The 12,343-nt window shown below is 57.3% G+C and carries 13 protein-coding genes; 10 read left to right on the top strand and 3 right to left on the bottom strand.

Annotated elements, in window-relative coordinates:
- Positions 1 to 19: 19 nt before the first annotated feature.
- On the top strand, positions 20 to 436 hold the full coding sequence (locus tag OCH02_RS02360) for a VOC family protein (RefSeq protein WP_261429620.1): 417 nt from the start codon (positions 20 to 22) through the stop codon (positions 434 to 436).
- A gap of 54 nt (positions 437 to 490) precedes the next feature.
- Here OCH02_RS02360 and OCH02_RS02355 read toward each other — a convergent pair whose 3' ends face one another.
- Entirely contained in the window at positions 491 to 685 is a 195-nt protein-coding gene (locus tag OCH02_RS02355) for a hypothetical protein (protein ID WP_261429618.1), read from the bottom strand.
- 184 nt (positions 686 to 869) lie between these two features.
- Between OCH02_RS02355 and OCH02_RS02350 the strand changes: the two genes are divergently transcribed.
- Positions 870 to 2,420, top strand: a complete 1,551-nt coding sequence (locus OCH02_RS02350; RefSeq protein ID WP_261429617.1) for a GGDEF domain-containing protein — start codon at positions 870 to 872, stop codon at positions 2,418 to 2,420.
- A 321-nt stretch (positions 2,421 to 2,741) separates the two neighbouring features.
- Positions 2,742 to 3,638, top strand: a complete 897-nt coding sequence (locus OCH02_RS02345; protein WP_261429616.1) for a Kdo hydroxylase family protein — start codon at positions 2,742 to 2,744, stop codon at positions 3,636 to 3,638.
- Here the strand turns inward: OCH02_RS02345 and OCH02_RS02340 are convergent.
- Both OCH02_RS02340 and paaZ read right to left on the bottom strand, forming a co-directional pair.
- Positions 3,635 to 4,732, bottom strand: a complete 1,098-nt coding sequence (locus OCH02_RS02340; RefSeq protein WP_261429615.1) for an AAA family ATPase — start codon at positions 4,730 to 4,732, stop codon at positions 3,635 to 3,637. The genes OCH02_RS02345 and OCH02_RS02340 overlap by 4 nt on opposite strands.
- Positions 4,733 to 4,792: 60 nt before the next feature.
- Positions 4,793 to 6,865, bottom strand: a complete 2,073-nt coding sequence (paaZ, locus tag OCH02_RS02335) for a phenylacetic acid degradation bifunctional protein PaaZ (RefSeq protein WP_261429614.1) — start codon at positions 6,863 to 6,865, stop codon at positions 4,793 to 4,795.
- 318 nt (positions 6,866 to 7,183) lie between these two features.
- Here paaZ and paaA point away from each other — a divergent pair, with 318 nt between their 5' ends.
- The 7 genes from paaA to paaG are packed head-to-tail and all read left to right on the top strand — an operon-like array spanning position 7,184 to position 12,341.
- Positions 7,184 to 8,122 carry a 1,2-phenylacetyl-CoA epoxidase subunit PaaA gene (paaA, locus tag OCH02_RS02330; protein WP_315899147.1) on the top strand — a complete coding sequence of 313 codons (939 nt, stop codon included), beginning with the start codon at positions 7,184 to 7,186 and terminating at the stop codon, positions 8,120 to 8,122.
- A gap of 12 nt (positions 8,123 to 8,134) precedes the next feature.
- Positions 8,135 to 8,422, top strand: coding sequence for a 1,2-phenylacetyl-CoA epoxidase subunit PaaB (paaB, locus tag OCH02_RS02325; RefSeq protein WP_017893307.1), 288 nt, complete (start codon positions 8,135 to 8,137; stop codon positions 8,420 to 8,422).
- 8 nt (positions 8,423 to 8,430) lie between these two features.
- Positions 8,431 to 9,189 (top strand): 1,2-phenylacetyl-CoA epoxidase subunit PaaC, encoded by a 759-nt coding sequence (gene paaC / locus OCH02_RS02320; RefSeq protein ID WP_261429612.1) that lies wholly within the window; start codon positions 8,431 to 8,433, stop codon positions 9,187 to 9,189.
- A gap of 9 nt (positions 9,190 to 9,198) precedes the next feature.
- Positions 9,199 to 9,696, top strand: a complete 498-nt coding sequence (gene paaD / locus OCH02_RS02315) for a 1,2-phenylacetyl-CoA epoxidase subunit PaaD (protein WP_261429611.1) — start codon at positions 9,199 to 9,201, stop codon at positions 9,694 to 9,696.
- Between the two features lie 8 nt (positions 9,697 to 9,704).
- Positions 9,705 to 10,763: a 1,2-phenylacetyl-CoA epoxidase subunit PaaE gene (paaE, locus tag OCH02_RS02310; protein ID WP_261429610.1), complete on the top strand. Its 1,059-nt coding sequence runs from the start codon at positions 9,705 to 9,707 to the stop codon at positions 10,761 to 10,763.
- A gap of 9 nt (positions 10,764 to 10,772) precedes the next feature.
- Entirely contained in the window at positions 10,773 to 11,546 is a 774-nt protein-coding gene (gene paaF, locus OCH02_RS02305; protein WP_261429609.1) for a 2,3-dehydroadipyl-CoA hydratase PaaF, read from the top strand.
- 3 nt (positions 11,547 to 11,549) lie between these two features.
- The gene (gene paaG, locus OCH02_RS02300; RefSeq protein ID WP_261429608.1) at positions 11,550 to 12,341 is read left to right on the top strand and encodes a 2-(1,2-epoxy-1,2-dihydrophenyl)acetyl-CoA isomerase PaaG; all 792 of its coding nucleotides are present in this window, start codon (positions 11,550 to 11,552) and stop codon (positions 12,339 to 12,341) included.
- The last annotated feature ends 2 nt before the right edge of the window (positions 12,342 to 12,343 follow it).

The raw sequence follows: 12,343 nt of genomic DNA, 5'->3' as shown, positions 1-12,343 counted from the left end.
CATTACAGAGGTCAATGTCATGGTGATTCAACCCTACTTATTCTTTAGCGGTAACTGTGAACAGGCGGTGAACTTCTACGTACAGCAGTTGGGTGCCACGCTTGAAATGATGATGCGTTACAAAGAAATGCCCGAGGAAGCCAAACAGGGCAGCCCGCAGGACGTCGATCCGGAGTCCATCATGCATGCCCGGCTGCTGATAGGTGAAACCGCGCTGATGGCCTCGGATGGCTGCCCGCAAGAGGGTGCCGACGCATCACACAAAGGATTTGCCCTGTCGCTCAACCCGAGTACCGTGGATCAAGGCCGTGAACTGTTTGCAAAACTGTCGCAAGGCGGCCAGGTGACCATGCCATATCAGTCCACCTTCTGGGCCAAAGGTTTTGGTATGCTGACCGACCAGTTTGGCGTCAATTGGATGATTAACGTTGAATAATTCGTCATCCCGCAGCGGTGTCCGCCTCGGATAGCGGGCATCGTGGCATCACCATCAATTGTAGTGATACCAGTCATAGGCCGCCATGGCAAACAGCACAAACAGCGCCGTCAGCAGCACCAATCCCAAACGCCAGTACGGTGACTTACGCTGCCGCCAGGCAAACAGGATCGTTAACGCCAGCACTCCCAGCGTCAGCGGGTAATAAACCACCAACGTCAGCAAAGTAATAATGATGTAGTCAGACATGCCCGCGATCCCTGTATTATCTCCGCCGGTTTAGTGCGAGGGTATAATCGGAGCCAATATATTCTTCCTCTACCCTCAACAACTTATTCATTTTCACCGTTTAAGGTGTAGTGGTCCAGGTGATTAACGAATAAGATGTAAGATTGTTCTTACCTCGATTTAAAGATTGTACAGCAAGGGTGACATGACACAGCAGCAACTGCAGGATGCCGAACGGCCTCGCAACGGTAAAAACTCCCCGTTATTATTCCAGGCCGGCGTGTTTGTCGTCATCGTTGCCGTTACGCTGATCCTGTTTAACGCCTGGCAAATTTGGACTGCCCATCAGCGCGACGTGCAAAGTGCCGAGTATGAATCAGCCAATTTGGCCCGTGCGCTGGCGCAGCATGCCGATGACACCTTTATGCAGACCGACAGCACGCTGTCCGATCTGAGTGAACGCATTCAGGTTGACGGGCTGGCTCGCCCACAGCTGTTACGATTGCAAAAAGTGATGCAAACACAGGTGGGTAACCTGCCGCAACTGCACGGGCTGTTTGTTTACGATGCGCAAGGTAATTGGGTTGTCACTTCATCGGGCCGGTTTGTACAAAACGCCAATAATGCCGACCGGGAATATTTTAAATATCACCTCGAACACAACAGTAACGCAGTGTATATCGGCAAGGTGGTGCGCAGCCGCTCTACCGGCGATTTGATCATTCCGGTATCACGCCGTTTCAACCACCCGGACGGCAGCTTTGCCGGGGTCGTGCTGGCCACATTGTATATCAATTATTTCCGCCAGTTTTACGATACCTTTGCGCTAAACAGCGATGCTTCACTCAACCTGCTATTGGCGGACGGCACCATTCTCTACCGCCGTCCTTATTCTCTGGCGGCCATCGGCAAGAATATTTCCGATGGCGTGCTGTTCCGGGAAATATTGCCACACTCCGAATTCGGCAATGCCACCATTACCTCGCGCTACGACAAGGTAGAACGGATTTACGGCTATTCACGGGTTAACCGCTACCCACTGGTGATTGCCGCCGGGTTGTCGAAAAAAGATGTGCTGGCTGATTGGCGCAACGATTCGGGCCTGTTTGCCCTGGGTGGCGCCACCCTGCTGGCGATCCTGTTGGCCATGGGGATGGTGCTGATGCGTCAGATAAACCACAGCGTGCGCACCGAAGCCGAGCTGATGCGCACTCGCGATCAGCTCACCAGTATCAACCGAACCCTGGAGGAACTGGCCTTGCTGGACGGTCTGACCGGGCTGGCCAACCGCCGTCAGTTTGATATCGCCTTAAAGAATGAGCTGATGCGCGCCTCACGCAACTACCGCAGCGTGGCGCTGTTGATGTTGGATATCGACTATTTCAAGCAGTATAACGACATCTATGGCCACGTGGCCGGCGACCAGTGTCTGCAGCAAATCGGACAAATGCTCAAGGGAATGGCCAGCCGCAGCAACGACATCATGGCCCGCTACGGCGGCGAAGAAATGGCCATCATCTTGCCGGATACCGACGCTCAGGGCGCACTGATTTTCGCCGAGCGCGTCATTGAAGCGGTGCGGGAGCTAAAAATACCCCATGATGGCAACCCACATGGCGTCATCACCATCAGCATAGGGATCTACGCCAAGGTGCCGCATATGTATAACGACACGCCGATGAGCTTTATCAATCAGGCTGACAGCGCACTGTACCAAGCGAAGGCCCAGGGCAAAAACCGCATTTACTCCGCTTGACCCGGTGGGCCGCCTTTAACAAAAGGCGGTCCCAGATAAAAAACCCAGGCCACCTAATAGAATTATCATGCCTAATCGATGCTTTTGATTAATTTCCAATAACAAACACATTAATTCCGCTTAAATCTATTTTTACCCATTCGTGCGATTAGCATATCGTTTAATCTCTGTTTAGTGTTTGGTGAATTTTAATGGTGCTACCATTATTAAACCCAGCTTATTACCCACTAATTCAATTCGGGAATAATTCCCTCGGGTTATAAATTCCATTCAAATAAAAACAATTAGAAGAACCCTACTTTGCAAGGAGATAGGATACGTATGGATAGCCTTATGCCGGAACAGGCGTTGATGACATTGCCACAACGGCAGTGGGACAGCGCCCCCCTGCCCGTTGCCCTCACCGCCGTTGAGGCGCTGGAGCAAGGAAAAGTATTGTTTTTGCCCGAATTAAAATTTCCATTGTTAGCCGCTGAATTAACGTTATTGGATCCCGCACTGGTGGATATAAAACGTAAAAACATCAGCTATTGGCCGGAAAGCCAAAAATTATCTGGCGTAGCCATCGCGGCGCAACAGCCGCAGGTACAGGCACTGCTGGAACGTTATTATCAGGCCAGCCGACAGTTGATCGCCGGTTTACTGCCTCATTATCAGCAGACCTTGTATTCCCCGGTTAACAGCCTGCGCCTGCACCCGGTTTCGGCCTGGCGCGCGACCAGCTCATGGCGTAAGGACGACAGTCGTTTGCACGTTGATGCCTTCCCGTCACGCCCTAATCAGGGTGAACGCATCCTGCGTATTTTTACCAATATCAATCCGCACGGAGAACATCGCCAGTGGCGCGTCGGTGAACCCTTTCCCCAATTGGCACAACGTTTTATACCGCGCCTGCCGCGCTATTCGCCGTTGAGCAGTTGGCTACAGCATAAGGTCGGCATCACCAAACGCCGCCGCAGCCATTACGACCACCTGATGCTGCACCTGCACGATGCAATGAAAGCCGACCAACACTACCAGCAGCAAGGCCCACAACTGGCACTCGACCTGCCACCGGGCAGCAGCTGGATCTGTTTTTCCGATCAAACACCGCATGCAGCGATGGCCGGCCAGTTTATGTTGGAACAAACCTTCCTGCTGCCAGTCAGCGCGATGAAAAACCCACGGCAGTCACCGCTAAAAATGCTGGAAACGCTGCTGCGCAAGCCCTTGATTTAATCCGAGGTGAGCAGCAGGGTTTCCCCCTGTTGCTGCGCCAGTTGATAATGCGTGACCAGGCTGTGGTGGCCAATCAGTTCGGCCAATTGTGGTGAATGGCTGGTGATCCACAGTTGGCTGTATCGACTGGCTTCGGCGATCAGCATTGCCAGTGCCGGCAGCAACTGCGGGTGCAGGCTGTTTTCCGGTTCGTTAAAGGCCATAAATGCCGGGGGGCGCGGGCTGAGCATCGCCACGGCCAGGCAGAGAAAACGCAGCGTACCGTCCGAAAGCTCGGCACTGTCCAAAGGCCGTAAAATCCCGGCCCGATGCATCAATAGCTGAAAACGCCCCTGCGGTGCCTGTATTTCAAACTGACTGTCCGGAAAGGCCTGCCCCAGGATCTCATGCAGCAACTCCCCGTTGCCTATCTCGCAAACGGTTTCAAAAGCGGCGGCCAGATTACTGCCGTCATGCGCCAGTACCGGCGCGCGGATGCCCACCTGCGGTGCACGCAGTGGTGAACCGGGCCAAACGGCAAACTCATGATAAAAGCGCCACTGGCGCAGGTTTTCCCGCACCTGCGACACCTCGGGATACAGGTGGGGGTCGGCAAGCTGACCAAACACCGATTCCTCCGCATGTAAACTGGCGGGATAAGTCGTGCGTTCGCCCTGAATATTCGTCAGAAATGCGCTTTGATTGCGCCGCTCCAGCACCCGCGTCGACGGGCGACGGCCATGGCCGGCTACCCACAGCGATTCCTCTTTGACCAGCGGATCGAGTTGAAACAGACTGTCGGTAGGATCGGGGAACCCCAGCTGCAACTGATAATCGAAGTCCTCAAGGGTGGCAGACAGCAACATCCGTTTCGGATCGCCCCGCCGATCGCCCGGGCGCAATCCTCCGGCCCACATCGCCTTCTGAATGCCGCCCTCCTCGGCCAGCGCCGTAGACAAGCGCCCACATGCCGCCTCGTGGATCAACCGTACCGCTTTATACAGGTTTGATTTGCCGCAGCCATTCGGGCCGCTGATCACATTCAGGCGGCCCAATTGCAGTTGCAGGTTGCGGATAGAACGGAAGCCACTTAGCTGGAGTTGTTGGATCGTCATAGGCACAATTATTAGTCAGGGGGATGGCGCATCTTAACATAGCAGCCATCCCCTTCGTCTTTAGCTTGTCGCCTCAAAATCCCCTTGCTGGCGTGCCACCAGCGTCAGAATGCTGTACAACGCCACCGCCTGCTGATGTTGATTAAGCACCTGCACATCCCACACCACCACGCCATGCGGACGATCTTCCGCGGTTTTCTGCGGCTTGCGGATTTTCTTCTTGCAGGTCAGCCGCACCTGGAGGGTATCGCCAATTTTCACCGGCTCGATAAAACGCAGGTTTTCCATGCCGTAGTTGGCGATCACCGGCCCCACACCCGGGTCGACAAACAAGCCGGCAGCGGCAGAAACCACAAAGTAGCCATGCGCGACCCGCTCGCCAAACAGGGATTCGGCGGCACCAATCTTGTCCATATGAGCATAGAAATGGTCACCGCTCAGGCAGGCAAAGTTAACGATGTCGGCTTCGGTCACCGTACGCCTTGCGGTGAGCAGGCTTTCGCCCAGCCGCAGCTGTTCAAAGTATTTACGGAACGGATGAACCGGATCCTCAATCACCGTCGCCCCGAGTACCCACTCACGGCCAATCGCCGCCAGCATCGCCGGGCTGCCCTGGATCGCCGTGCGTTGCATATAGTGTTTCACCGCCCGTAACCCGCCCAGTTCCTCACCGCCCCCCGCTCGCCCTGGCCCGCCGTGCACCAGCATCGGTAACGGGGAACCGTGGCCGGTGGACTCCAGCGCCGCCTGTTGATCCAAAATCAGCATACGACCATGGGCGCAGGCCGTCGCGCGGATAAACCGCATTGCCAGAGTTTCATCGGCGGTCACCAGCGATCCCGCCAGGCTGCCCTGGCCCATTAACGCCAGTTCGATCGCCTGTTCAGTGTGCTGATAAGGCATCAAGGTCGCCACCGGACCAAAAGCTTCGGTAGCGTGCACCGCCTGATGGGTAAAGGGATCGGCGCAGTACAACAGGGTGACCGGGTAAAATGCGCCGTTATTCGCATTTTCCCCCATCGGGGTCAGTTTATCCGCCACGGCACCGCACAAGGGTTCACAGCCGTTATGCAGCAGAAAATCGACCTTTTGCTGTACGTCATTGCGTTGCTCATGGCTGACCAGCGCGCCCATGCGCACCTGCTCCAGTTTAGGATCGCCCACCGTGACACCGGCCAGACGCTGCAACAGCGCCTGCTGCACTTCTGCCACCCGCTTCGCCGGCACGATAATCCGCCGGATGGCGGTACATTTTTGCCCGGCCTTGGCGGTCATCTCGCGGCACACCTCTTTGATAAACAGCGCAAACTCCGGCATCTGCGGTGTCACATCTTCCCCCAACACACAGCAGTTGAGCGAATCGGCCTCCATGGTGAAGGCAATGGATTTTTCCAGCAGGCGCGGATGCGCCCGCAGCTGCTGACCGGTCTGCGCCGAGCCGGTAAAGGTCACCGCATCCTGATAATCGAGGTGTTCAAACATGTCGCCGATACCGCCACACACCAGTTGCAGCGCGCCCTCCGGCACCAAACCGCTGTCGATAATCAATTTGACCATTGCCTGCGTCAACTGTGCGGTGGCGGTTGCCGGTTTGATGATCGCCGGCATCCCCGCCAGCCAGGTCGGTGCCAGCTTTTCCAGCATCCCCCAGCAGGGGAAGTTAAAGGCATTGATATGCAGAACCACGCCAGGACGTGAAGTCAGCACATGGCGGGCGGCAAACTGCGACTGCTTGGACAGCGGGATCAGTTCGTCTTCCGGCCACAGGGTATCGTCCGGCAATTCACGTCCTGCCAGACCGGCATAGGCAAACAGCGTGGCTATGCCGCCCTCAATGTCCACCCAGCCGTCACTGCGGGTTGCCCCGGTTTGGTAGGAAATTTCATACAGCGCTTCTTTATGTGCCAACAGGTGTTTGGCCACCGCTTTCATCATCTGTGCGCGCTGTTGGAAGGTCATCTGCGCCAGCGCCTTGCCACCCCGGCTGCGCGCATACTCCAGGCTGGCAGCCAGCGGCAGCCCGTCGGAACAAACCTGATACAGCGGTTCGCCGGTAACGGCATGATGGATTTCGCGGGCGGTGCCCTGGCCGAACACCCAGCCGCCAGAAAGGTAACTGTGTAACTGCTGCATTTGCTCCTCCGGAATTCATAAATTTACACCACAATGATTAATTACGTATCAGGTATTGTCCAGTTTTCTCTTGGGCAATATTTAACAAAAACAAAACATCACGGCCCTAAAGCTCAAAAGACGGGCTATTCCTCCCCACCCATGGATTTTAAATGACCATATATAACAATTACATATAAACACAACCTGTGAGTGCCATCGCAAAACCACATAAATGTCGTTTGATCTTTTTGTTATCAGTTTGTAGCCTTATGGTAAGTTAACGTGATTCACATTTTTATATTTAATGTGAAAAATACGAATCACCAAGAGGCAAGCATGACAACTGACGCGCAATATCAACAACACTTCGACGACAAGATTGCGGCGGATACCTCCATTGAGGCCAAAGACTGGATGCCGGATGCCTACCGCCAAAACCTGATCCGTCAGATTGGCCAGCATGCCCATTCCGAAGTGGTGGGCATGTTGCCGGAAGCCAACTGGCTGACGCGAGCGCCGACGCTGCGCCGCAAGGCGGTGTTACTGGCCAAGGTGCAAGACGAAGCCGGTCACGGTCTGTATCTGTACAGCGCCGCCGAAACCCTGGGCTGCTCGCGCCAGGACATCTACCAGAAAATGCTCGACGGCAAGATGAAATACTCTTCGATCTTCAATTATCCGACGCTCAACTGGGCGGATATCGGGGTGATCGGCTGGCTGGTCGACGGCGCGGCTATCGTCAATCAGGTAGCCCTGTGCCGTGCTTCTTATGGCCCCTACGCGCGCGCGATGGTGAAAATTTGCAAGGAAGAGAGCTTCCACCAGCGCCAGGGATATGAGGCGGTGATGGCGATGGCCAATGGCAGCGAACAGCAAAAAGCCATGCTGCAGGACGCGATTAATCGCTTTTGGTGGCCGGTGCTGATGATGTTCGGCCCAAGCGACACCGATTCCCCCCACAGCGCGCAAAGCATGGCCTGGAAGATCAAACGCCACAGCAACGACGAGCTGCGGCAGAAGTTTGTCGACAATACCGTGCCGCAGTTGGAAGCCCTGGGAATGAGCGCCCCGGATGCCGATTTAGCCTGGGATGAAGCCAGCGGCCACTATCGCTTCGGCGAAATCGACTGGAGTGAACTGCACGAGGTGATTAAAGGCCGCGGGCAATGCAACCACGAACGGCTGCAGGCCAAACGCCGCGCCTGGGACGAAGGTGCCTGGGTGCGTGAAGGCGCCCTGGCCCACGCGGCCAAAAACACCTCATCCGCCGCATAAAAGGAACCGATGATGACACACGTTGAATGGCCATTGTATGAAGTGTTTATCCGCAGCAAACAGGGGCTGGCGCACCGTCACGTCGGCAGTCTGCATGCCGCCGATGACCAGATGGCGCTGGAAAACGCTCGCGACGCCTATACTCGCCGCAACGAAGGTTGCTCAATCTGGGTGGTGCAGTCCAGCCATCTGATCGCCTCGCAGCCGGAAGATCGTGAAGCCTTCTTCGATCCGTCCGATGACAAAATCTACCGTCATCCGACGTTCTACACCATTCCCGACGGCATCAAGAACATGTAGAGGCGGCCATGACCTTTAACGATCCTCGAATCACCTATGTCCTGCGTCAGGGCGATACGCCACTGATCCTCGCCCAGCGGCTGTGTGCCTGGTGCGGCCACGCGCCGGAGCTGGAAATTGACCTGGCGTTGGCGAACATCGGCCTGGACCTGCTCGGCCAGGCACGCAACTTCCTCGGCTACGCCGCCGAGCTGGCCGGGCCGCATTGCAGTGAAGACAGCCTGGCCTTTAACCGTGACGAACGCGAGTTTCATAACCTGCTGTTAGCGGAACAACCCAATGGCGGTTTCAACGACACCCTGGTGCGCCAGTTCCTGATAGACGCCTACCACGTGCAACTCCATCAGGCGCTGAGCAACAGCCGCGATGCACAGTTGGCCGCCATCGCCGCCAAATCACTGAAAGAAGCCCATTACCACCTGCGTTTCAGCCGTGGCTGGATGACTCGCCTGGGAGACGGCAGCCCGCTCAGCCGGCAAAAAATTCAGCAGTCACTGGATAACCTGTGGCGCTTTACCGCCGAGTTGTTCCACGCCGATGAGCTGGAACTGCAACTGGCAGAACAGGGCATCGCCGCCGATCCGCGCCGGCTTGAAGCCCCGTGGCTGGCACTGGTGAGCGACACGCTGCAACAGGCCGGCCTGCAACTGCCGAGCGAACAGGCCTTCCGTCACGGTGGCAAACAGGGACGGCACAGCGAGCACCTCGGTCCACTGCTGGCGGAGATGCAGTTTTTGCAACGCGCCTATCCCAACGCGAACTGGTAGGAGGCCGTCATGAACATTACCCGGCTGCAAGCCGCCGAAATACCGCAAATCTGGCACTGCCTGCAACAGATAAGCGATCCGGAACTGCCGGTGCTGTCGATTACCGATCTGGGCATGGTGCGCGACGTCGCAGCCGACGGCAGCGGCTGGCGCATTACCTTTACACCGACCTATTCCGGCTGCCCCGCCACCGAGTTCCTGCTCGACGCGATCGAACAGCAGTTGTCCGCGGCCGGCTTCAGCCCGGTAAAGGTGGATATCCGCCTTAGTCCGGCCTGGACTACAGACTGGATGAATGCGGCTGCGCGTGAACGGCTGCGGGAATATGGCATCGCGCCGCCACAGGGCCATACCTGCGACAAACCCCAGGCGCACGGCCCGGTGCCCTGCCCGCGATGCGGCAGCACCCACAGCGAGAAAATCAGCGAATTCGGCTCCACCGCCTGTAAGGCGCTGTACCGCTGTTGCGATTGCCGTGAACCCTTCGACTACTTCAAATGCATTTAGGAATAACCATGACGGTCTTCCATCGCCTGAACGTCGCTGCCATCGAGCGCGAAACGCCGGACGCCGTAGCCATCACTCTGCGGGTGCCCGAAGAACTGAAAAGTCACTACTGCTATACGCCCGGCCAGCACCTGACGTTGAAGGCGCTGGTCGACGGAGAAGAACTGCGCCGCTGCTACTCCATTTGCAGTTCACCGCAGGACGGGCTGCTGCAGATCGGCGTTAAAGCCATTAATCAGGGCCGCTTCTCCTCGTTCGTTAACCGGATGCTGAAGGTCGGCGACGCGCTGGAAGTGATGGTGCCGCAAGGGCGATTCGGCTATCAACCGCAGGCGGAGAACAGCGGTAACTATCTGGCGATTGCTGCCGGTTCCGGCATTACGCCGATGCTGTCGATCATCAAGGCCACGCTGCAACTCGAGCCAAACAGCAGTTTCACGCTGATTTATGGCAACCGCAGCAGCCGCTCGGTGATGTTCAAAGAAGCGCTGTCCGATCTGAAGAACCGCTATCCACAGCGCTTTCAGCCGCTGTACCTGTTCAGCCAGGAAAATCTTGATAGCCCACTGCTCAGCGGCCGCATCGACCGTGAGCATCTGCTGGCGATCGGCGGGGCATTACTCAATTACCGCGACTATGACCACGCCTTTATCTGCGGGCCTGAAAGCATGATGGATGACGCCCAGAGCGTACTTGAACAGGCGGGCGTGCCCGCCGGGCACATTCACAGCGAACGTTTTAACACCAGCGGTATGGTTGCCCGACCGGTCAATGACGCCAACCGCAATGCCACCCGGGTCGAGATTTTGCTCGATGGCCGTCGGTTGGATATCGAGGTGGGCGCTCAGGATGACAGCATTCTTGATGCGGCACTGCGTCAGGGTGCTGACCTGCCCTACGCCTGCAAAGGCGGGGTGTGCGCCACCTGCAAGTGCCGGTTAAAGGCCGGTCAGGTGGATATGGCGGTTAACTACAGCCTGGAACCGGATCAACTGGCGGCGGGTTACGTATTGAGTTGCCAGTCGTGGCCGCGCGGCGACGGCGTGGTGTTGGACTTTGACGTATAGGAGCCGCCGATGGAAACCCCTTTTGTCCTGCGACAGCAACACCAGCGAGTGGTGACACTGACACTGCATCGCCCGGAGGCGCGCAACGCCCTGAACACCCCGAGCCTGGAACAGTTGGTTTATTTACTGGAACAGGCCGACGTCGATACCAGCGTTGGCGTAGTGGTGATTACCGGTGCGCCCCGCTTCTTTGCTGCCGGTGCCGACCTGCACGAGTTGCAAAAACAAGACTTGCCCGCCGCGTTGACGGATCGCCGTCCGCTGTTGTGGCAGCGACTGGCCCAGTTCAGCAAACCGCTGCTGGCCGCGGTCAACGGCTATGCCCTGGGTGCCGGTTGTGAACTGGCATTGGCCTGCGACATGGTTATCTGCGGTGAAAGCGCCCGTTTTGGCCTGCCGGAAATCACCCTCGGCCTGATGCCGGGGGCCGGTGGCACCCAGCGTTTGATCCGCTGCGTCGGCAAGTCCCGCGCCAACCAGATGGTGCTGACCGGTGAAGCCATCAACGCCAGTTGCGCACTGCAAAGCGGCCTGGTCAGCGAAGTCTGTGTCGATGCGCTGACGCTGGAGCGCACGCAACAGGTTGCCGAACGCATCAGCCTGCAGGCGCCGCTGGCATTACGCGCCGCCAAACAGGCATTGAAACAGGCTGAAGAAACCGGCCTTAGCCAGGGGCTGGCCATCGAGCGCCAGCAGTTTGTCACTCTGGCCGCCACCGACGATCGCCGTGAAGGCATCGCCGCCTTCTTCGAAAAACGTACGCCAAACTATCAGGGGCGCTGATTTATGGATAACGCATTGATTCTCACCCATCTGGAAGCCGGGGTGTTGACCCTGACCCTTAACCGGCCAGACCGGCTCAACAGTTTTAACGACGAGATGCACCGCCAGCTTAGCGAAGCGCTGACCCTCGCCGAGCGCGACGAAACCGTGCGCTGCCTGCTGATCACCGGTGCCGGACGCGGTTTTTGCGCCGGGCAGGATCTGAACGATCGCAACGTCAGCGTTGAGCAGCAGGCGCCGGATCTCGGCCTGTCGGTAGAACGTTTCTACAACCCGCTAATCCGCCGCCTGACCGCCTTGCCAAAACCGGTGGTGTGCGCCGTCAACGGCGTGGCCGCGGGTGCCGGGGCCGCTTTGGCGCTGGCTTGCGATATCGTCATCGCCGCCGACAACGCCAATTTTATCCAGTCGTTCTGCCGTTTGGGACTGGTGCCGGACTCTGGCGGCAGTTGGTTCCTGCCGCGTTTGGCAGGCCATGCCCGTGCCATGGGTATGGCGATGCTCGGGGATAAAGTCAGCGCCCAGCAGGCGCTGGCCTGGGGCATGATCTGGCAGGTGGTTGCTGCGGATGAACTGGCCACCACCAGCCAAACGCTGGCGCAACATCTGGCCACCCAACCGACCTATGGGCTGGGGCTGATTAAAAAGGCCCTCTACAGTTCGGCCAACAACACCCTTGACCAACAGCTGGATCTGGAACGCGATCTACAGCGTCTGGGCGGTCGCAGCGACGACTACCGCGAGGGCGTCAGCGCCTTCTTCGCCAAACGCGCGCCAAACTTCAGCGGGAAATAACC

The organism is Serratia quinivorans, assembly GCF_946227985.1.
In the GTDB taxonomy this organism is placed as follows: domain Bacteria; phylum Pseudomonadota; class Gammaproteobacteria; order Enterobacterales; family Enterobacteriaceae; genus Serratia; species Serratia quinivorans_A.
The sequence above is the reverse complement of the archived record's forward strand: the minus strand, read 5'-3'. Positions and strand labels throughout refer to the sequence as shown.